Origin of the sequence: Promicromonospora aerolata, assembly GCF_042682255.1 — a bacterium.
GTDB lineage: Bacteria > Actinomycetota > Actinomycetes > Actinomycetales > Cellulomonadaceae > Promicromonospora > Promicromonospora aerolata.
On the sequence record NZ_JBHUHF010000001.1, the window covers coordinates 5,917,149 to 5,938,626 of the forward strand.

At 72.4% G+C, this 21,478-nt stretch carries 15 protein-coding genes; 9 read left to right on the plus strand and 6 right to left on the minus strand.

The genetic code is table 11. The features are described from left to right. Positions 1-7: 7 nt before the first annotated feature. Complete coding sequence (locus tag ACFSL2_RS26400; protein ID WP_377200695.1) at positions 8-1,183, minus strand: hypothetical protein; 1,176 nt, start codon at positions 1,181-1,183, stop codon at positions 8-10. Positions 1,184-1,385: 202 nt separating this feature from the next. On the opposite strand from ACFSL2_RS26400, the gene ACFSL2_RS26405 reads away from it, so the two are divergent. The 5 genes from ACFSL2_RS26405 to ACFSL2_RS26425 all read left to right on the plus strand — a co-directional run bounded on the left by ACFSL2_RS26405 (position 1,386) and on the right by ACFSL2_RS26425 (position 11,584). Beyond that, entirely contained in the window at positions 1,386-1,718 is a 333-nt protein-coding gene (locus tag ACFSL2_RS26405) for an L-rhamnose mutarotase (RefSeq protein ID WP_377200696.1), read from the plus strand. Between the two features lie 199 nt (positions 1,719-1,917). Beyond that, complete coding sequence (locus ACFSL2_RS26410) at positions 1,918-7,404, plus strand: metallophosphoesterase (RefSeq protein ID WP_377200697.1); 5,487 nt, start codon at positions 1,918-1,920, stop codon at positions 7,402-7,404. A gap of 108 nt (positions 7,405-7,512) precedes the next feature. Further along, complete coding sequence (locus tag ACFSL2_RS26415) at positions 7,513-8,331, plus strand: ABC transporter ATP-binding protein (protein WP_377200698.1); 819 nt, start codon at positions 7,513-7,515, stop codon at positions 8,329-8,331. A gap of 96 nt (positions 8,332-8,427) precedes the next feature. Then, positions 8,428-9,453, plus strand: a complete 1,026-nt coding sequence (locus ACFSL2_RS26420) for an ABC transporter substrate-binding protein (RefSeq protein WP_377200699.1) — start codon at positions 8,428-8,430, stop codon at positions 9,451-9,453. 4 nt (positions 9,454-9,457) lie between these two features. Further along, on the plus strand, positions 9,458-11,584 hold the full coding sequence (locus tag ACFSL2_RS26425; protein WP_377200700.1) for an iron ABC transporter permease: 2,127 nt from the start codon (positions 9,458-9,460) through the stop codon (positions 11,582-11,584). 25 nt (positions 11,585-11,609) lie between these two features. Here the strand turns inward: ACFSL2_RS26425 and ACFSL2_RS26430 are convergent, their stop codons facing one another. Then, positions 11,610-12,662: a hypothetical protein gene (locus ACFSL2_RS26430; protein ID WP_377200701.1), complete on the minus strand. Its 1,053-nt coding sequence runs from the start codon at positions 12,660-12,662 to the stop codon at positions 11,610-11,612. Between the two features lie 95 nt (positions 12,663-12,757). Here ACFSL2_RS26430 and ACFSL2_RS26435 point away from each other — a divergent pair, with 95 nt between their 5' ends. Next, positions 12,758-13,189 carry a dihydrofolate reductase family protein gene (locus tag ACFSL2_RS26435; protein ID WP_377200702.1) on the plus strand — a complete coding sequence of 144 codons (432 nt, stop codon included), beginning with the start codon at positions 12,758-12,760 and terminating at the stop codon, positions 13,187-13,189. Here ACFSL2_RS26435 and ACFSL2_RS26440 read toward each other — a convergent pair. Beyond that, the gene (locus tag ACFSL2_RS26440) at positions 13,161-14,033 is read right to left on the minus strand and encodes an SDR family NAD(P)-dependent oxidoreductase (protein WP_377200703.1); all 873 of its coding nucleotides are present in this window, start codon (positions 14,031-14,033) and stop codon (positions 13,161-13,163) included. The genes ACFSL2_RS26435 and ACFSL2_RS26440 overlap by 29 nt on opposite strands. 181 nt (positions 14,034-14,214) lie before the next feature. Here ACFSL2_RS26440 and ACFSL2_RS26445 point away from each other — a divergent pair, with 181 nt between their 5' ends. Continuing rightward, a complete protein-coding gene (locus tag ACFSL2_RS26445) occupies positions 14,215-15,090 on the plus strand; it encodes a helix-turn-helix transcriptional regulator (protein WP_377200704.1) in 876 nt (291 codons plus the stop codon). Here the strand turns inward: ACFSL2_RS26445 and ACFSL2_RS26450 are convergent. From ACFSL2_RS26450 to ACFSL2_RS26460, 3 genes are all read right to left on the minus strand, one after another. Beyond that, entirely contained in the window at positions 15,062-15,463 is a 402-nt protein-coding gene (locus ACFSL2_RS26450) for a RidA family protein (protein ID WP_377200705.1), read from the minus strand. The genes ACFSL2_RS26445 and ACFSL2_RS26450 overlap by 29 nt on opposite strands. Before the next feature lie 69 nt (positions 15,464-15,532). Further along, the gene (gene poxB / locus ACFSL2_RS26455; RefSeq protein ID WP_377200706.1) at positions 15,533-17,266 is read right to left on the minus strand and encodes a ubiquinone-dependent pyruvate dehydrogenase; all 1,734 of its coding nucleotides are present in this window, start codon (positions 17,264-17,266) and stop codon (positions 15,533-15,535) included. Positions 17,267-17,395: 129 nt separating this feature from the next. Next, positions 17,396-18,127: a lytic transglycosylase domain-containing protein gene (locus tag ACFSL2_RS26460; protein WP_377200707.1), complete on the minus strand. Its 732-nt coding sequence runs from the start codon at positions 18,125-18,127 to the stop codon at positions 17,396-17,398. A 158-nt stretch (positions 18,128-18,285) separates the two neighbouring features. Between ACFSL2_RS26460 and ACFSL2_RS26465 the strand changes: the two genes are divergently transcribed. Both ACFSL2_RS26465 and ACFSL2_RS26470 read left to right on the plus strand, forming a co-directional pair. Continuing rightward, complete coding sequence (locus ACFSL2_RS26465) at positions 18,286-20,073, plus strand: glycosyl hydrolase family 95 catalytic domain-containing protein (RefSeq protein ID WP_377200708.1); 1,788 nt, start codon at positions 18,286-18,288, stop codon at positions 20,071-20,073. Between the two features lie 111 nt (positions 20,074-20,184). Next, positions 20,185-21,462, plus strand: coding sequence for a DUF4190 domain-containing protein (locus tag ACFSL2_RS26470; protein WP_377200709.1), 1,278 nt, complete (start codon positions 20,185-20,187; stop codon positions 21,460-21,462). Positions 21,463-21,478: the final 16 nt, after the last annotated feature.

Here is a 21,478-nt window from a genome sequence, read left to right on the forward strand (position 1 = left end):
ACCTGGACTACCAGTCGCGGACCGCGTCGATGCCGTCGAGCAGCGCTCGCTGCTCGGCGGTGAGCTCGATGCCGCGCTCGGCAGCCGCGGCCTCGAGCACACCGGTCACGGCCGCGTAGAGCTCCTCGCGTTCCTCGGTCATGATGAGGTCGTTGGAGGCGGCGTCGTCGATGGCGTTGAACGCCTCGCCGTACTCGGTGCCGATGCGTTCCATGGCTGCCGTCCGGTCACCCGGGGAGTGGTCGAGCGCAGCGAGGAGCTGACGGCGGGTCCTGCGGAACTGCGCCACTGACTTCCGGTAGGCGGCCTTGCTGACGCCCGCGCGCCCGTCCCAGTCCCGCAGCGGGTTGTCCCTGTTCTCGGCCACCCAGCCGGGCTTCCGGGCGCCCGTCACGCTCAGGTAGGTGCCGTGGGCGGCCTCGGGCCGCCAGACGCGACGCATCGCGGTCGCGTACTCGTGCGGGACGTCGTGCAGGTCGACGTGCTCCAGCTCGGGCGTTCTCACCGGGGTGGCGCAGTCTGCGGCCGTCATCCCGAAGTACCCGGTGACCGAGAGCTCCCGCAGTCTCGGGAGCTGGTTGAGGGCTACGGCGTTCGTCAGCTCGCCGAGCTCGCCGTGCAGGGCGAGAGTCGTCAGGTTCGGGAAGGCGGCGGCGACGATTGCGGCGTCGAGGCGTGCGACGCCGTTCACGAACAGGTGCCGGACGGCCGGGGCGTCGACACCGTCCGGGACCTGGAGCTCGGGACCCTCGACCGACAGCCGGCCGGGTTCCGCCCACGGGTCCTCGTCACTCCGGGCGCGGGCGACGCGACGCTCCCAGAACAGTGCGTCACCGACACTCCATCCCTGGCCGAACGCCTGGGACGATCCCGGCACGAGCGGCTCCGCGTTGCCGAGCACCGTGCAGCTGCGCGGCAGCACCCAGGGATGGTGGCAGTGGCTGCGTCGGCCGTTCCAGCTGCCGGCGTGCCGGGACAGCGGACGCAGGACGCCCAGGTCCGCGAGCGACTCCGGTCGAGCCGGGCTGGACCAGTCGAGATCGAGGACGTCGGCCAGCTCCTCGTCCGCGTCCAGCCGGGTGACCTGGGCGGCGGTCCACTCGCCGAGGTTCTCGTGCAAGGTCACGACGACGTCGCCCGGAGCGAGCGGGCGGGGCGGGGTGGTGGAGCGCTGGCGAGCCATGACCGTCAACGTAGCCGGGGTCACTGACAAGGGTCCGAGGCCGACGTGTCAGGTGCTCAGGGCGCGCGGTGGCGTCCCACCCATCTCCATCGGACCGGGGCGCGCTGGTACGGTGCCGGCCTCGTCGGCCTGACGACATGACCTCTCCGGACGGCCAGGGCAGACGCCTCGCCGCCGGCGGACCGAAGGAGTGATCTCGACGATGGTGCTGGAGCGACATGGTCTCGTTGTCGACGTAGTCCCGGAGAAGCGCGAGGAGTACCTGCGGCTGCACGCGGCGGTCTGGCCGCAGGTGGAGGCGACCCTCCAGGCCTGCAACGTGCACAACTACACGATCTTCGTCCTGGAGAACACGCTGTTCGCCTACTACGAGTACACCGGCGCCGACCACGCGGCCGACATGGCGCGGATCGCGCAGGACCCGGTCACCCGGGAGTGGTGGACACATACGGACCCGTGCCAGACACCCTTCGGGCGGGGCGCCGGACCCGGTGAGACGTGGCGGGACATGCGGGAGGTGTGGCACCTGGAGTAGGTGCCCGTCCCATCACGCTCGGGACGGTACCTCGGCCCGCTGACCCGGTTCGACAGCGGGTGAAGTCTGCCCGGTCCCCCGAGTGTTCCCGGCCCTTTCGGGACCGGTTCATCGCGAGTTCATCCGGCCTGCCGATGCTGTGGGCGCTCGTGGCCGCTGCGCCACGAGCGCTCATGTGCACAGCGGCAAGGAGTCTGAGATGCGGTTCGGTCATCGTCGTACGGGAGGCCGCTGGACACGAGGGGTGGGAGCCGGCCTCGCGGGGGCCTTCGTCCTCACGTCGCTCAACCCAGTGGCGGTGGTCGCGGCCGAGCCCGACGACCCCGCCGCGCACCCGACGTTCCTCGGCAGGACGCTGTACACCGGCGAGTTCCACTCGCACACCTCGGTCAGCGACGGCGTGCAGCTCCCCCCGGATGCCTTCGACCACGTGCACGGGGAGACGGACGCGGACTTCTTCACCGTCTCCGAGCACGACGTGATGTGGGACATCCGCAACGGCGACGACTTCCTCACCGACCCGGCTCAGGCCGACTCCGCCGAGTGGCGGCGCGTGCACGAGCAGGCCGATGAGTTCAACGCGGCACAGGACGACCTCGTGGCCATCCCGTCCATCGAGAACACCTGGTACGACGGCACCGGGCACATCAACACGTTCAACGCGCCCTGGCACGTGACCGCCCGGGCGACGTCGAAGGGGTCCGTCGACGGCTTCACGAACTCCTTCGGCACCGGCGACATGAAGTACGACCTGTACACCTACTTCGCCCGCCTCAAGCAGGACCCGGATGCGATCGGCCAGTTCAACCACCCGAGCACGACGTCGAAGGGCAACTTCTTCGGCTTCAACGGCCTGACCGAGCAGGTCGACGCCGGCATGGAGCTCATCGAGGTGAAGTCGGCGGGCCAGGCCTCGCAGTACCAGGAGGCCCTGGACAAGGGCTGGCACCTCGGACCGGTCTACAGCGGCGACGAGCACAGCGCGACGTGGGTCTCCGGCAACCCGGCCATCACCGGCGTGTGGGCGACCGACAAGTCGCCCGAAGGCCTCTACGCGGCGATGCAGGACCGCAGCACGTACTCCACGCTCGACGTGAACGCCCAGCTCGGCTTCGGCGCGAACGGTGAGCTGATGGGCTCGATCCTGCCCGGCGACACCGCCGAGCTCGACATCGAGGTCTGGCTCAAGGACCCCGACACGGCTCCTGGCGACCGGTTCACCTCCATCAAGCTGATCACGAACGCCGGTGCGGTCGCGCACGACTTCGGCGACCCGGGCAGCAACGACGTCGAGCTCGGCGTCACGCTCCCGGCCGACGACGGTGACTTCTACTACGTGCGCGCCGACCAGGCCGACGGAAACCACGTCATCTCCGCGCCGATCTGGGTCGGCGAGAAGGTCCGCGGCGCGAACTACGCGCCGACGATCACCGTCCCCGACACGGTTCCGGCCACCGCGGCCTACGGCGACACGATCACGCTGCCCGCCGCCACCGCGACGGACGACTCGGGCACGAGGCCGACGGTCGCCTACGAGGTGTTCGACTCGCGCGGTGAGGTGCCTGTCGCGGACGGCACGTTCGAGATCCGCTCGTACGACGACGCGTTCGTCGTCGTCAGGGCTACCGACGACGAGGGGAACGTCTCAGCGGAGCTGGTCCGCATCACGGTCGCGCAGGACGAGCTCGACCCGGCCGGCGTCTTCCAGTACTTCGGCCCCACCGCCGTCGTCGCCGAGCAGCCGGGCGGCGCCGGCCTCGCCGTCTCCACCGACCGCAGGATCGCCACGGCCTACGCGCAGGTGCGCGAGGCCGGTGCGGCCTCCTGGTCCGGCGCCGAGGTGCTGACCGCCACGGACGACGAGGCCTACGAGGTCAACGCCATCGGTAACGACGAGCCGGAGTACCAGCACTCGATCACCGGGCAGACCCTGCGCGGCCACGAGTTCGACGTCACCGGCCTGGCCGCGGGCACGTCCTACGAGTACCGGTTCGGCGTCGCCGTCGACGGTGCGGCGCCGGCCGCGGACGATGCCGGCGCGTGGACGAGCGTCAAGGGGGAGTTCGTCGCCGGCGGCGCGGCCGGCGAGCCGCTGTACTGGCTCGGCGACCTGCAGGCGAGCAGCCACGACGCTGCCGACGTCGGGCTGCTGCGCGACGTGCTCGACCGGCTGCGCACCGAGGCGCCGGGTGGCAGGACGCTCGTGCAGACCGGTGACGTGGTCGACAACGGGGGGCGGGGCCAGTACTGGGACGAGGCCGCCGAGCACGTCTTCGACGGTCTGGACCTCCTGTACGCCCCGGTCGTGGGCAACCACGAGACGTACGGCGACCTGGACTACCACTCGTTCACCGAGGAACGCGCCAAGATCTTCTCGAACATGTTCGCCACCCCGGACAACGGCGTCATCGGGGAGAGCAACTACTCCTTCGACCGCGGCGACGTGCACATCGCGGTGCTCAACTCCACCGTCGACCTGGACGAGCAGCTCGCCTGGCTCAAGGACGACATCCGCGCGTCGACCAAGACGTGGAACGTCGTCACCGGCCACTTCTCGTACTACGGCGGGCGGCACGCCGACGACGCCGGTCCGGCGGCCGACCGGCCCAAGGTCACCCAGGCCCTCGCCGATCTCGGCGTCGACCTCTATGTCGGCGGCCACGACCACGTCTACAAGCGCTCCACGATCTACGACGGCCGGCTCGCCGCCACGGACCGGGAGGAGGTGCTCGGCACCACGTACGTCACGCTCGGCTCGGCCGGACCCAAGTTCTACGACAACACGGCGCACTGGTGGGACGACGTCGTCTTCGACGAGGACACCCAGGTCGGCACGGTGATGGAGGCCGACGACGACGGCCTGGAGCTGACCACCTACACGATCGACGGCCGAGTGGTCGACAGCCACACGATCCGCAAGGCCACGGGGGAGTGGGCGCTCGGCTCGGTCGAGATCGACACCGGGACCCGGACCGTCGACGGCGTGGGCGTGCGCTCCTTCGAGGGCAGCCGCGACTCGCTCGCCGTCGCCGTGGGCACGTACGACGCCGACCAGGAGCGACTGCGCGGCCTGCGGGTCGAGCAGCTCGAGCTCGACCATCGCGGCAGGGAGCAGTACGTCGAGTTCGACACGCCCCTGCCGGTCGACCCGAGCGACACCGTCAAGGCCTTCGTCTGGGACAGCCTGGCGGGTGGCACGCCGCTGCAGCCCGGCGTCACCGTCCGCGAGCGGATCACCGGCAGCGGGACGGCGGACGACCCGTACCTGCTGAAGACGGCCGACGACCTGCCGAAGATCGCGAACGACCCGGCCGGCCACTACCGGCTCACGGCCGACCTCGACCTGTCGGGCGTGTCGATGGACCAGCTCGGCCGCGGCGTCGACTTCGACGGCACGCTGGACGGCGCCGGCCACACCATCAGCAGCTACACGGCACCTGCCGACCAGGGCACCGGCCTGTTCGCGGTGAACCACGGCACGATCAAGAACCTCGCGGTCGAGGGGGACGTGACGAACGACAAGACCACGGCAGGGCTCCTGGCCGACGTCAACCACGGCACCATCGAGAACGTTCGGACCGCGGGGCAGATCACCGCCAGGCAGCGCGTGGGCGGCATCGTCGGCGACTCCTACGGTGTCGTGCGGAACAGTTACTCGTCGGCCGACGTCCGCGCCACCAACCTCTACTCGGGCGGCGTCGTCGCGATCGCGATGGGTGGTTCGGTGACCGAGAAGGTGTTCGCCGGCGGGCACGTCTCCGCCGACACCCGCAACGCCGGCGGCGTGGTCGGGTACGGCTACAACGAGACGGTCATCCACCACGTGGTCTCGATCAACGCCTCGGTCACCTCGCCGTCCTTCACGCACGGTGTCGTGGGGCGCGTGGGCGCCGGTCAGGTGGCCGACCTCCAGGACAACTGGACCAGCGCAGCGACGCCCGTCTCCGCGCCGTACCTCACCGAGCCCGGCTCGCCCACGAACTGGAAGGGCGGCGTCGCCCCGGTGTCGGAGGTACGCACGCAGGCATTCTTCGAGGCCCGGGGCTGGGACTTCGGCGCCGTGTGGGACTGGAGCACCACCGGTAGGCGCCCGGTACTGCGTGCGGTGCCCGAGGAGGTGGCGTCGGTCCCGGCGCCGGACCTGCCGACCGACGGGCGCGGCTTCCACGTGATCGACAGCGCGGACGACCTCGCCGTGCTGGGTGAGTTCGGCGCGTACGACTACGTGCTCGGTGCGGACCTCGACCTGTCCGCGGTGACGTACGAGACGCCCGCCGTCCCGCTGCTCGGGGAGCTCGACGGTGCGGGCCACACCATCACCGGCCTGACGAGCGACACCGGCGGTCTGCTCGGGACGGTCGGCGGGTACGTGCACGACCTGGCGATCGTCGACGCGTCGGTCTCCAAGGACGGCCAGGGCGCGGGCATCCTGGCGGGCGCCCTCGCGGACGACGGCGTGGTCGAGCGCGTGTACGTCACCGGCTCGGTCACGGCCCGGACCTATGCGGGTGGGCTCGTGGGCTCGTCCTTCGGGACCATCCGCGACGTCTACTCGACCGCCGCGGTGGCCACGACGACCGGCAACTATGCGGGCGGGATCATCGGCGTCGACGACTCGCGGAGCCTGCTCGAGAACGGCTACGCCACCGGCGAGGTCACCTCTGGTGGCACGACGGCGGGCGGGCTGACCGGGTACTGCCGCGACTCCACCTGCGAGGTGCGTGACAGCTTCGCGCTCAACCCGAGCGTCACCGCGTCGTCGATCGCGCACCGGGTCGTCGCCCGTTCCGCCGGCGGCCAGACGGCGACGCTCGCGAACAACTACGCCATCGAGACGATGACGTGGGGAGTGCCGTCCGTGACCGCCACCGGGCCGGCCACGCTGAACGGTGCGACCACGACCGTCGCGGCGGCCCAGCGCGTCGCGACGTGGGACGAGGGCCTGGGCTGGGACTTCGAGACGGTATGGCAGTGGGACGAGAACCTGCGGCGTCCTGTCCTGCGCGGCGTCACCGAGAGTGGCGCCACCAAGGGCGCACCGGCTGCCGAGGGCGCCGGGGCGGTCCGCACGGCGGCACAGACGTCCGCACCGCGCACGGTACGGGTCGCGGACGCCGACGGCGTCGTGATCTCGCACGAGGTGATCGCGGCCGACGGGCCTGCCGTGACCCTGGCGCTGCGGGCGGGCGCCGCCGCCGGGGGACAGCAGCTGTCGGTACTGGTCCAGGACCGTGGTGCGGACCTGGAGCGCCCGACGGCGGAGTCGGTCGTGTACCTCAACGAGGTCACGCTCGACGAGGCAGGGAACGCGGAGATCTCGATCGTGCTGCCCGACGGCGGCGCGAGCGACTACGCTCTGGCGGCGAACACCGAGGGTGCCGAGGCCCGGTACTCGAGCGGCTTCGAGCCGCCGCTGCGGACCTCGGTCCCCGTGATCACGTCGGACGACAGCAAGGGCCGGATCCGGCCGGGCGCATGGCTCTCGGTCGAGGCAGGCCGGTGGCACCCGGTCCCGGACCTCTCCTATCGCTGGCTGGCGGACGGTGAGCCGATCCACGGGGCGACCGGCGAGCGGTTCCACCTCACCGGGCGCTGGAAGGGTCACGAGATCACCGTCGAGGTCACCGGCACGCTCGACGGCTACCGGACTGCCACGGTCGGGTCCGAGGCTGTGCGGACCGGCTGACGGGCAGCGCCGGGCGGGACGTGGCGGGAGGTGCGGCACCCGGACCGGCCGTTCTCGTCTGGTGAGAGCCGATCGGAGGCACGCCGATCTAAGGTTAGGCTTACCTGCGTGACTCCTACTGCTCTCCGTGGTGACGACCTCGTGCTGGGCTACCAGCGCACCACCGTCGTGCACGGTGTCGTCGTGCACCTGACGCCGGGCGTCGTGACCGCCCTCGTCGGCCCGAACGGGTCCGGCAAGTCGACGGTGCTCCGCTCGCTCGCCCGCCTGCACCCGGTGCAGCAGGGCACCGTCAACCTCGGCGCCACACCCGACGACGCCGTCGACGCCGCGCCGCTGTCGGCGCGCGAGTTCGCCCGCCGCGTCACGCTGCTCGCCCAGTCCCGTCCGCACCCGGCCGGGCTCGAGGTGCGCGACGTCGTGACGTTCGGCCGGCACCCGCACCGCCGCCGGTTCGCGCCGCTGACCGACGCCGACCACGCCGCGATCGACCGGGCGATGGCCATCACCGGGGTCGCCGGGATGGCCCGCCGCGGCGTCGACCAACTGTCGGGCGGCGAGGTGCAGCGGGTCTGGCTGGCGACCTGCCTGGCGCAGGAGACCGGCGTCGTCCTGCTGGACGAGCCCACCAACCACCTCGACCTGCGCTACCAGGTCGAGACGCTCGACCTCGTGCGCGACCTCGCCGAGGAGCACGGCACCGCCGTCGGCATCGTGCTGCACGACCTGGACCACGCCGCCTCCGTCGCCGACTCCGTCGTCCTGCTGCACCAGGGACGTGTGCTCGCGGCAGGGCCGCCCGCCCAGGTGCTCACGTCCGAGCACCTGTCGCTCGCCTACGGCCTGCCGATCGACGTCACCACCGACCCCGGCACGGGGCGGGTCCGCGTGCACCCGCGCGGCCGCCACCACGGCCGGACGCGCTGACCCGCAACCGCCCTCGGGCGCCTCGGCGCCCCGCACCATCCGCCGTACGCGGCGAGTACCGACCGACACGACGTGTCACGAACCTCAAGGAGACCCATGTCCCTGCGCTCCACCGCGCCCCTGGCGGGCGCCGCACTGATCCTGCCGCTCGTGCTGGCGGGCTGCGGCACCACCGACCCGAGCACGGCCGCCCCGGCGGCCCCGACCGAGGCGGCCTCCGGCGACTGCGCGGACGTCACGACAGCGACCGGGCCGGTCTCGCTGACCGACTCCTTCGGTCGCACGGTCGAGCTGGACCAGCCGGCCGAGCGCGTAGCGGTGCTGGAGTGGCAGCAGACGGAGGACCTGCTCAGCCTCTGCGTGAACCCGGTGGCCGTCGCCGACGTCGAGGGTTACACCACCTGGAACAACGCCGAGGAGCTGCCCGAGGGCGTGACCGACGTCGGCACGCGCGGCGAGCCGAACCTCGACGCCCTGTACGCGACGGACCCCGACCTCGTCATCATCGAGGCCTACACGCCTGACGACGAGATCATCGCCAAGCTCGAGGCGTACGACGTCCCCGTGCTGGCCACCAAGGGCGGCGACGCCGCCGACCCGATCGAGAACATGTTCGCCACCTTCGACCTCATCGCGCAGGCCACCGGCCGCACGGAGCGTGCCGAGAGCGTCACGGAGGAGTTCGAGCAGCACGTGGCCGACGGCGCCGCGCAGATCGCGGAGGCGGATCCGGAGCACACCGACTTCGTCTACTTCGACGGCTCGGTCGACGGCGGCAACGTCGCGCTGCGCCCGTTCGGGCAGGGCTCGCTGATCGGGGAGCTCGGCGAGGAGCTCGGTCTGACCAACGCCTGGACGGGCGAGGTCGACCCCGCCTACGGCCTGGGCCAGTCCGACATCGAGGGCATGACCGAGGTCGGCTCCGCCACCCTGCTGCGCACCGGCACCAAGGAGGGTGAGACCGACTGGGCCACGGAGCTGACCAAGAACGACGTCTGGGCCGGCCTGCCCGCCGTCGCCGAGGACCGGTCCCACGCGTTCCCCGAGCACATCTGGACGTTCGGCGGCCCGCGCTCCGCCGAGAAGGTCATCGACGCCTACGTCGACGTCTTCGCGAAGTGACGCGATGACCGTCACCCAGTCGCCGTCCCCGACGGAAACCCTGCCCCAGGCACCCGCCTCCCGCCCCACCGCGTGGGCGACCGGTGCCGCGACCCTGGTGGTGCTCGCGCTGGCCGTGCTCGTCGTCGGTGCCTGGCACCTGACGCAGGGCACGTCCGGCGTCGGAGCGGGCGACCTGCTGCGCCTGGTCACCGGGCAGGACCCGAGCGACTCCGGTGCGGTCCGCGACATCCTCGTCGGCTCCCGCCTGCCGCGCCTCGCGGCGGGCGTGGCCGTCGGGTTCGCCCTGGGCGTGGCGGGTGCGCTCTTCCAGTCGATCGCCCGCAACGCCCTGGCCTCGCCGGACACCCTCGCGGTGACCGCAGGCTCCTACCTGGCGGTCGTCGTCGTGTCCGCGTTCGGGCTGGCGGTCCCGTTCTGGGCCTCGGGTGCCGTCGCGTTCGCGGGTGGCATCGCCGCCGCCGGGCTCGTGCTCGGGCTGGCCGGGGGCGGGGGCTCGTCCACCACGCGCCTGGTGCTCGCCGGGACCGCCGTCGCCCTGGCGCTGCAGGCCGCGACCTCCGCGCTGCTCATCCTGTTCGAGGCGGAGACCACGGGGCTGTTCGCCTGGGGCAGCGGCTCCCTGAGCCAGCTCAACCTCACCGCGTTCTGGCGGGTGCTGCCCGTCGTCGTGCTCGTCACCGTGGGCGGCGTGCTGCTGTCCCGGCGCCTGGACGCGCTCGGCCTGGGCGACGACACGGCGAGCGCGCTGGGTGTGCCGGTGCGTTTCACCCGCGTGCTCGGTGTGCTGCTGGCCGTGCTCCTCACCGCCGCCGCGGTGACCCTCGCGGGTCCGCTCGGGTTCGTCGGCCTGGCCGCACCCGTGGTCGCCCGGCTGCTCGCGCGGGTGGTCCCCGCGCTGCACCGGCACGCGATCCTGCTGCCGGCCGCCGGGCTGCTCGGATCCTTCGTCGTCGTGGCCGCCGACGTCGTCGTCCGTGCCGTGCTGGGTGCCGAGGAGGCGTTGTCGGTGCCGACGGGCGTCGCCACGACGATCGCCGGTGCCCTGATCATGGTGCTGCTCGCGCGACACCTGCGCGACGCCGGGCCGTCCCGGAGACCACCGACGGCGACGGCCGGGCCACGCAGCACGCGGCGCTTCGTCGTCGTGCTGAGCGTCTGCGTGGCCCTCGCAATCGGCGTGGCGGTGCTCGGCCTGCTCGCCGGGTCGACCTGGCTCCGGACCGGCGACATCGCCCTGTGGCTGCAGGGCCAGGGGCCGGCCGTGGTCCAGTTCGCGCTCGACGAGCGCGCGCCACGGCTGCTGGCCGCCATCGCCGCCGGGGCGGCGCTCGCCCTCGCCGGGACGATGGTGCAGGCGACGGCCCGCAACCCGCTCGCCGAACCCGCCATCCTCGGGATCACCGGGGGAGCGGGCCTCGGCGCGGTGATCGTGGTGACGGCGGTCGCCGGTACCGCCTGGGGCAACGGGATCGCGGCGAGCAACGGTGCGATGCTCGTCGCCGCCGTGGCCGGCGGCCTGCTGGCCTTCGGCGTCGTCTACCTGCTGGCCTGGCGCGGCGGGCTGCACGCCGACCGGCTCGTGCTCATCGGCATCGGCCTGGGCTACCTGACCACCGCGCTGACGACGTTCCTGCTGCTGAACTCCGACCCGTGGAACACCCCGCGCATCTACACCTGGCTGTCGGGCACCACGTACGGGCGCAGCTTCGACCAGATCCTGCCCGTCGTCGTGGTGCTGGCGCTCGCGGTGCCCCTCGGGCTGCTGGTCCGTCGTGAGCTGGACCTGCTCGCCGTCGACGACGACACGCCGCGCCTGGTGGGGGTCCGGCTGGAGCGCAGCCGGCTGCTCGTGCTCGCCGCCGCGGCCGTGCTGGCCGCGACGAGCGTGACGGCCGTCGGCGTCGTGGGGTTCGTCGGTCTCGTGGCTCCGCACGCCGCGCGCGCTCTCGTGGGCGGCAGGCACGCACGGGTGCTGCCGGTGGCGATGCTGCTCGGGGCCGTGCTGCTCGGTCTGGCCGACACCCTGGGCCGGACCGTGATCGCACCGGCGCAGCTGCCCGCCGGCCTGGCGGTCGCGCTGCTCGGGGCGCCCTACTTCGTCTGGCTCCTGAGCCGTTCCCGGGCGTGACGCCCGTGCGGTCAGCCGCCCGAACTCACGCCCGCCGGCCCGGCCCGGCCCGCTCCTCGCGGAGCGCCACCTCCAGCGCCACGAACGCCAGCACGTCCAGCAGGAGCCCGAACGCGGCAGTCCACTGCACGGCGCGGAACACCAGGAGCTGGGTGAACAGCAGGCTGATCAGCACCGCGCGGCGCACCCAGACGGCGCCGCGCAGGTGGGCCCGCCGGCCGGCGACGACGCCGACGACCAGCAGCGTCACGGACGCCCCGACAGCCGTGAGGATCGCGACGCCGGTCCACTCCGGCAGCCCGGGCACGAGCCCCCGAGCCACCCGGGCGCCCACCCACGCCTGCGTCGCACCGACGACCAGGAGCACGGAGATCACCAGCCACGCGGCCCACGTCCGGTCCACGAGCCCGTCGAGCCACCGCACCACGCGGTCGACGCCGCCGCGTACCGGGTCCGGCACGTCGGTGTCGTCGTCCGGAACCGCCTCGATCAGCCTGGCCACCCGTTCCGCGCCGGGCTCGCCGGCACCCTGCGCGGCGAGCGCGCGCGCCTCCTCCCGGGCGGTCGGCGTGAAGCCGCCGGCCAGCCCGGCGGTGAGCCGGTCGGCCGCCACGGCGAGGTATTCGGCGGGGTGGTGCGCCCGCCGGCCGTGCAGCCCTTCGACGACCAGCACGAGCAGCACCGTGACGAGATAGATGATCGCGGCGGTGGGCGCATAGAAGTAGTCGTTGTCGGACGTGACGAACTTGCCCACCTCGTCGATGAACAACCCGAAGCCGACGCCGCCGAGGACCGCGCCGAGCGACCGCGGTGCCGGTCCCACGTACGACAGCAGCAGCATGATGGCCAGTGCCATGAGCAGACCGCCCCACAGGACGTGGGCGAGATGCAGCCCACCGCCACCGACCTGCGGGTAGCCCGTCGCGGCCAGCGCCGCCCGCGTGGTGAGCACGGTCACGACGCTCGCCACGAGGAAGGTCACCAGGTGCCGCACCGCGGCGGTGTCGCGCGGGGCCCCGAGCCGCAGCAGGTGCCCGCGGCCGCCGAGCCCGCCCGGTCCGGTCGTCACCTCGTTCATCACGCAGTCTCCCTTCGTGCCCCACGGCGATGAGATTCGCCGAGGCTCCCAGTCTGTCCCGACATACCGATCAACCGGGTTCCGAGGAGAACATCATGACCACGACCTACACGTTCGACGTGTTTTCCAGCCTCGACGGGTTCGGTGCCGCGGACGGGGACTGGTCCGGCTACTGGGGCAAGCAGGGCCCCGAGCTGCTCGACCACCGGCTCGCCCTCTACGAACCCGAGCAGCGGATGGTCCTCGGCGCCAACACCTACCGGGCGTTGGCCCAGATGCTGGCCGCGGGCACCGAGGAGTCCGACGTACCGTTGCGCTCCCACGGCAGCCTGTCCATGAACCGGGCACTGATGGCGGCCGGCCTGGTCGACCTCGTCCAGGTGACGCTCTTTCCCGTGGTCACCGGCCGCTCCGGGCTGGACCCGATCTTCCAGGGTGCGGCCGACTTCGACCTCGAGCTGATCGAGAGCCGGACGCTCGACGGCCGCACCCTGGAGCTCAGCTACCGGCCGACGCTGCACCGATGACGTCGGTCGTCATCGCGAGGTCGCGCGACGCGTCGAAGTCGTCCGCCAGGGCCTCGAGGCGGCCGGCCGCCAGCGACAGGGAGTCCGAGCCGAGGAGCTGGTGCAGCGGGGCCTCGCCGGAGGTCGCGACGGTGATGATGGCCGTAGCGACCTTGGCGGGGTCGCCGAGCTGCGTCCCCGGCATCGCCAGGTGCTGCTCGACCATCTCCCGGACGGCGGGGTAGGCGTCGCTGGTGGACCGCGGCATGCCGAGCGAGACCGGGCGCAGGAAGTCGGTGCGCAGGTAGCCGGGCTCGATCAGGTGCACGCGGACGCCGTGGTCGCCGACCTCGGCGGCCAGCGACTCCGTGAGTGCTTCCAGGGCGAACTTGCCCGCCGCGTACAGGCCCCAGCCCGGGAAGGGCACCAGCCCGACGACGGAGGACACGTTGACGACGTGGCCGCTGCGGCGCTCGCGGAAACCCGGCAGGACCGCGCGCAGCACGTTCCAGACGCCGAAGACCTGCACGTCGAACATCGCGCGGGCGTCGGCGTCGGAGACTTCCTCGACGGCGGCGAGATAGCCGTAGCCCGCGTTGTTCACGACCACGTCGAGGTTTCCGAACCGCTGCTCGGTGGTGGCGATCGCCTGCGTGACCTGCGCCTGGTCGGCGAGGTCTACCGCGAGGGGCAGCAGGCGGGACGTGTCCGTCCCGCCGAGCGCCGCGACCAGCCGCTCCGTCGAGCGGGTGGTGGCCGCGACGTCGTCGCCCCGCTCGAGCAGCTGCCGGACGAGCTCGAGGCCGAGGCCGCGCGAAGCGCCGGTGACGAACCAGGTGGCCGGGCGGTCAGTGGGGTAAGCCATGGTGGTGTGCTCCTTGGGTGGTCGGACGTCGGCACGTCGTGCCGACCCCTCAACCCTCCTGTCGGACGCGGCGCCCGAGGGCTCCACAACCCGTCGGGTGCGTCCTGGGCGCGCGCGGACCAGGACGCAGAGGCCTACCCACGGGGCGCCGTCGCGTCGAGCGGGCGCCCAGAATGGTGGCATGCCCGAGAAGAACGGTGAGCTCGCGGACTTCCTCCGCAAGGCCCGCGGCCAGTGCGACGCGGCCCGTGCCGGCCTGCCGGCGGACGGCAGGGTGCGCCGGGTGCCGGGACTGCGCCGCGAGGAGGTCGCGTTCCTCGCGGGGGTCTCGGCCGACTACTACGCACGCCTCGAACAGGGGCGGCGCATCGTCCCGTCCGCGTCGGTGGTGGACGCCATCGGCCGGGCGCTGGAGCTCGACGAGGCGGGACGGGCTCACCTCGCGGACCTGATCGGTCTGGACTCCACCAGCTCGAGGCCACGCGCGCGACCGGTCCAGCGGGTCCGTCCGGGGCTGTACCAGCTGCTCGCCGCCCTCGGCGACGTGCCGGTGCTCGTGCTCGGTCGCCGGGCCGACGTGCTCGCGCAGAACCGCCTGGGCAAGGCCCTCTTCACCGACTTCGAGCGGTTCCCGGCCGCGCGCCGGAACTATGCGCGCTGGATGCTCCTCGACGACGACGCGTGCACCCTGTTCGTCGACTGGGAGGAGCAGGCGCGCGTCGCCGTGCAGAGCCTGCGGCTGGAGGCGGGCAACGACCCGGCAGACCGGGCCACCGCCGACCTGGTCGAGGAGCTGCGCGGGGCCAGCCCTGACTTCGGCCGCTGGTGGGACGAGCACCGGGTCAACCAGCGCACGCACGGCTCCAAACGGCTGCGCCACCCCGTGGTCGGGGACCTCACGGTCGAGTACGAGACGCTCACGCTGCCCGGCGACGCCCGCACGACGCTGTACGCCTACTCGGCCGAGGCAGGCTCGCCGTCGGAGCGGGCGTTGAGCCTCCTGGCGAGCTGGTCGCTGGCGGGCCCCGTCACCGCACCACCGCCGCGATCGCGCTGACCTCGATGAGCGCGCCGGGCACCCCCAGCCCGACGACGCGCGCCCCGAGCACCAACGGCGGCTCGTCGGAGGCGAGCACCGGGGCGATCGCCCCGTACGCCGCGCGGAGGTCGACACCGTCCACGAAGAGCACGGTCCACTGCACGACGTCGGCGAAGGTGGCCCCGGTAGCGGCCAGTGCGACCCCGGCGTTCTCCAGGGAACGTGCCGCCTGCACGACGACGTCCTCCGCACCGACGAGCGAGCCGTCCGCGTCGACGGCATTCTGGCCGCCCACGTAGATGGTGGTCGCGCCGGGCGGTACCACCGCGACGTGGCTGAAGGCCGGGCTCGAGACGAGCCCCTCGGGGCGAAGACGCTGTATCGATGCCATGCCCAGATGCTGCCACGAGCCACTGACACGCCCGCGGCTCGTGACCGGCCGGGCGGGCACGGCACGCGGTCAGTCGAACAGGCGCCGGAACACGTTCGTGTCGGCGAGGTCGACGAGCTCGTCCCCGCGCCCCGACATGATCGTGCGGATCGCGTACAGCGTGAAGCCCCGTACCTGCTCGGCCGAGATCGCCGGCGGGATCGACAGCTCCTGCTGGGCGGTGACGACGTCGACCAGCGCCGGGCCGTCGTGGTCGAAGGCCGTGCGCAGGGCGCCCTCCAGGTCGTCGGGCTGCTCCACGCGCTGGCCGTGGATACCCATCGCGTTCGCGACGTCGGCGAAGTTCGGGTTGTCGAGCTGCGTACCGAAGTTCACGAACCCGGCGGCCTTCATCTCCACCTCGACGAAGTTCAGCGAGGAGTTGTTGAACACCACGACCTTGACCGGCAGCTTGTTCTGCCGGATGGTCAGCAGCTCGCCGAAGAGCATCCCGAGCCCGCCGTCGCCCGACAAGGCGATCACCTGCCGCTCGGGGAACGCCGACTGGGCGCCGATGGCGTGGGGTACGGCGTTCGCCATGGTCCCGTGGCTGAAGGAGCCGATCAGCCGGCGGGCGCCGTTCATCGTCAGGTACCGGGACGCCCAGACCACCGGGGAGCCGACGTCCGGGATGAACACCGCGTCGTCGGTGGCCAGCTCGCTCACGAGCCGCGCGAGGTACTGCGGGTGGATCGGCTCGCGGTTGCGGTCGTTGTCGGCGAGGTCGTCGAGGTCCTTCCGCGCCTTCGCGTAGTGCTTGAGCGAGGAGTCGAGGTGCTTGCGGTGGGTGTGCTCGTCGAGCAGGGGGAGGAGCGCGTCGACGGTGTCGCCGACGTCGCCCACGAGCCCGAGGTCGATCGGGGTGCGCCGGCCGAGCTGCTCGCCCCGGAGGTCGACCTGCACGATCTTCGCCTTCGACGGGTAGAACTGCTGGTAGGGGAAGTCGGTACCGAGCATCAGGAGTGCGTCGCAGGCCTCCATGGCGCGGTATCCGGAGGTGAACCCGAGCAGCCCGGTCATGCCGACGTCGTAAGGGTTGTCGTACTCGAGGAAGTCCTTGCCGCGCAGGGCGTGCACGACCGGCGCCTTGAGCTTCTCGGCGATCTCGAGCACCTGCCGGTGGGATCCCTCGGTCCCGGCACCGCCGAGGATCGTCACCTTCTTCGCCGAGTTCAGGATCTCGGCGGCCTGCCTGAGCTCGTCGTCAGCCGGCCGCACGACGCTCCGCGTCGCCCGGATCGGCGCCGACTTCTTGCGGCCCACGCTCTCGGAGAGGAAGACCTCGCCCGGGATGACCAACACGGCGACGCCCCGCTTCTCCACCGCGGTGCGCATGGCGATCTCGAGGACGCGGGGCAGCTGTTCCGGGATGCTCACCAGCTCGGTGTAGACGCTGCACTCGCGGAAGAGGTCCTGCGGGTGCGTCTCCTGGAAGTAGTTGCTGCCGATCTCGGCCGTCGGGATCTGCGCCGCGATCGCCAGCACGGGCACCCGGCTCCGGTTGGCGTCGAAGAGCCCGTTGATCAGGTGCAGGTTGCCGGGTCCGCAGCTGCCCGCGCAGACGGTGAGCCGGCCGGTCAGGGCCGCCTCCGCCGCCGCGGCGAACGCCGCCGACTCCTCGTGGCGCACCTGCTCCCAGGTGACCCCGTCGCTGGTGCGGATGGCGTCGGTGAACCCGTTCAGCGAGTCGCCGGGCAGGCCGTAGACCCGCTCGACACCCGCGTCCTCGATGATCTCCACGACGGTCTCGGCGACATTCGTCATCTGTGCGCACCTTCGCTCGTCAGCGGTCGCTCCTCGGTCCGAGAGCGTCTCGAACCTAGACCGGGGTGCATGCCGTCGCAATGTCAGGTGCTGCGGGCCGCGGCCGGGCGTCGCGTCGTCCGGCCGCGCCTACGGGGTGTAGGACTCGGCGAGCTCGGCCACCTTGTGGGCATAGGACACCGACTGGTTGTACGTGCCCAGCGCCGTGCTCCAGCCGTCGTCGGTGGTGACGTCGCCGCCGCTGTCGCACAGGTAGAGCGCGGCCGTCAGAGCGGCGTCGTCGATCTGGTTGGGGTCCGTCTCGCCGTCGAGGTTGCCGTCCTCGGCGTAATCCTTCCAGGTGGTCGGGATGAACTGCATGGGGCCGACGGCGCGGTCGTACTCCTCGTCGCCGTCGAGCTCGCCCTTGTCGGTGTCGAGGATCTCCTTGACCCCCTCGCTGCCGTCCAGCGCGATACCGATGATGGACGGGCGCACGGTGCCGTCGGTGGACGCGCTCGCCCCGCCGTAGCTGCCGTGGATCGTCTCGACGGCGCCGATCCCCGCCAGCGTGTTCCACCCGACGCCGCACTCGGGCCGGGTCTGGGCCAGCCGGAGGGACGCGCCGGCGTAGGCGGCGAGGGCGCGCTCGGGGATCGCCGTGCTCTCCGAGACGTCCCGGAGCCACTCGGGCCGAGCCAGGTCGGCGAGGGGGACGGCGTCGGCCGCCTTGTCGGGCTTCGCGGCGGACTCGGGCACCAGCTGGAGTGGCGCGGGGGGAAACTCGAGGACCGGCGGGCTCTGGCGTGGTGCGTCCATGCCGCAGCCACCCAGGAGCAGCGCGGTCGTGACGATGACGATCCCAGCTCTCGGTGTTCTCACGGCGTAGACATTACGGCCATCCCGGACCTCGATCGTCCATCCCGACAAGACCTCCCGCACATGTACGCATCTGGGTCCGCGGACCGGTGGGCGAGTCGCCACTAGGCTCGCGGCATGCCTGTGCACCCCGCTCGCCCGGCCCCCGCGAGCCGATGACGGTGCTCGAGTACCCAGGGCCGGCGGCGGAGTGGCTGCACGCGCTGCCGCTCGGCAACGGACATCTGGGCGCGATGTGCTGGGGCGGCTCCTCTGCCCGGTTCGACCTCAACCACGAGGGCTTGTGGTCCGGATCGCCCGCCGGCGACGCGACGTCCGCCGGCGGCACCGACCGGGAAGCGCGGCAGCTCCTTGCCCGGGCCCGCGCCGCGGCGGCGTCGGAGCACGGGCACGAGGCCACCGAGCCGTTGCAGGCGCTCCAGGCGCCGTATGCCCAGGCGTTCCTGCCCCTGGGCACGCTGGAGGTCAGGACGGCCGACGCCGGTCCGGGCCGGCGGTCGCTGGACCTGCGCACCGGGACCCACACCTGGAGCTGGCCAGGAGGGCGGTCGCGCACGGTGGTCTCCGCGGTCGACGACGTGCTGCTGCACGTGGTCGACGGCGCGTCGTCGCACCCGGTCGAGGTGCGCCTCACCTCCCCGCTGCACGAGTTGCACCGGGAGCAGGACACGACAGGCATCGAGCTCTGGCTCCGTGCGCCGTCCGACGTCGCGCCCGGTCACGAGCCGGACCTGCCCGCCGCGACCTGGGGTCCCGGCGCGGTCGAGGCCTGCGTCGTCGTCGGCTGGCGCGAGCACGGCGACCGGTGGGTGCTCGCCGTCGCCGTCGAGACGACGTACGACGGGCCGGGCTCCGCGCTGCGCGGGCCGGCCACGGAGCTGGCCGGCCGGGCGCGCGCACGGGTCGAGCGCGTGCTCGCCCAGGATCCCGACGAGCTGCTGCGACGGCCGGTCGGCGACGACCACGTGCGCGACGTCGTGTGGCCCGTGCTGCGCGACGCCGCGGAGTTCGCCCTCTCGTGGCTGGTGCGCACGCCGGACGGTTCCTGGGGCACCGTGCCGTCCACGTCCCCGGAGAACACGTTCGTGGACGCGCACGGCCGCACCGTCGCCGTGGCCTGGTCCAGCGCCATGGACCGGGCCCTGGTGCGCGACGCGCTGCGCTCCGTCGTCGAGCTCGCACCACGGGTCGGCCCGGACGCCACCGACCTCGCCGGCCGTGCCGGCGCGGTGCTTCCCGACCTGCCCGGGATCCGGGTGGCGACGGACGGACGAGTCCAGGAGTGGGGCGCGGAGCAGGTCGAGAGCGACCCCCACCACCGGCACGTGAGCCACCTCTACCCGCTGTTCCCCGGTGACGAGGCCCTGACCGCCGCCGAGGAAGCCGCCATGGTCGCGTCCCTGGACGGCCGCGGCGACGACTCGTCCGGCTGGTCGCTGGCGTGGAAGATCGCGCTCTGGGCCCGCCTGCACCGCCCCGACCACGTCTCCGACCTGCTCGACCTCGTCTTCCGCGACGCGACCGGCGTGCACGGACAGTGGGCGGGCGGCCTGTACCGCAACCTGTTCGCAGCGCACCCGCCGTTCCAGATCGACGGCAACCTCGGGTACGCGGCGGCGCTCGCCGAGTGCCTGGTGCAGAGCCATCGCGGGTACGTCGAGCTCCTCCCGGCGCTGCCGGCCGAGCTCGCGTCCGGGTCGGCACACGGCCTGGTCGCGCGGCCGGGCGTCGTCGTGGACCTCGACTGGGCCGACGGCGATCTCGTGCAGGCCACGGTGCGGCCCCGTTCCCCTGCACCGGAGGCGGTCGAAGGGCGGACGGTGGTGCTGCGATGGCGGGGTCGCGAGGTGCGGCGCCGGCTGGCCGACGCCCCGGTCGTGGTGGGGCCGGCGGACTTCCGCGGGGCAGGCCCTGACGAGGCAGGTTCACCAGCAGATTCACCCGGGTGAATCTGCTCGTGAGCAGGCCACTCGTGAGTTCGCGGCCCGACGTGGCTCATAGCCTTCCAGGGGAGAAGGTGTGACGTCGAGCAGGCCGTGGTGACGGCAGGGAGTCGAGAGATGACGCAGGACCTTCGTTTCAACATGCCCCCCGGATGGCCGGCGCAGCCGGAGGGCTGGCGTCCCGAACCGGGTTGGCAGCCGGACCCTTCCTGGCCTGCCGCACCATCGGGCTGGGAGTTCTGGGTGCCGGCCGGACCACCGAGTCCCGAGCCGCCCTTCGCCCTGCCCACCTCGCCGTCGGACACGCGGCCGGCCGGAGCCGCTCAACCGGCCGGCCAGCAGCTCCCGTACCCGCAGGCCCCGGCGACCGCCTACCAGCCGGCCACGGCGTACCCGCCGCCCCCAGGCCCCGCGTACCAGCCGGGCATGGCGTACCAGCCGGGCGCCGCACAGCCGTCGCCGAGCAACCCGCAGGCGACCGCGAGCCTCGTGCTCGGGATCGTGTCGATCGTTCTCACCAGCGCGTTGTTCGCGACGGCGATCGTCGGGATCGTGCTCGGGATCGTCGGCCTCGTCCGATCGGGCCGCACCGACCCGCCGGTCGGGCGGGGCAGGGCGATCACCGGCATCGTGCTGTCGGTGCTCAGCGCGATCCTCGGGGTCTTCCTGGTGACGCTCCTGTCGAACGCGGTGTCGGACCTCGCGGACCGCGTCGAGGCGGGAGCTTCCGCGGGGGCGGAGGACGAGGCGCCCGCACCCGATCCGGCCGACTTCCTCAGGGTCGACGCGAAGCAGTGGGACGCCATCGCGAAGGACCCTGACCGGGCCAAGGACCGTGCCATCGTGGTGTTCGCCGAGGTCACGCAGTTCGACAGCGACACGGGTCCCGACAGGTTCCGGGCCGGCGCCGGCGTCGACCGGCCCGGCGCCACGCTCGAGCTGGGGACCAACACGGTCTTCGTCGGGGACGAGGCGCTGCTCGACGGCGTCTCGGCCGGTGACGTGCTGAAGATCCATGCGGTGGTGGTCGGCTCGTTGGAGTACGAGAACCAGCTGGGCGGCGTCGCGACGGTGCCGGTACTCGACATCGCCCGGTTCAAGGACGTCGGCTACGCCGACCTGAGCAAGGACGTCGAGCTCGGCAGCACGGTCCGGGACCAGCTCGGCTGGGTCTCTCTCCCGGTGACCGTGACCAACAGCAGCGGCCGGACGGTCACGTACATGGTCGACGTCGTGGCCGAGAGCGCGGACGGATCGACCTCCTACGGCACGGGAACGGTATTCGCCGAGGACCTCGAGCCCGGCGAGAAGAAGGAGGTCATGGCCGACTTCTTCGACGACGTCCCGGAGGACGCCGTGTTCCGTGTCGAAAAGGCCGAGCGCCATCTGCAGTGACGCCTGCGGGTGCACG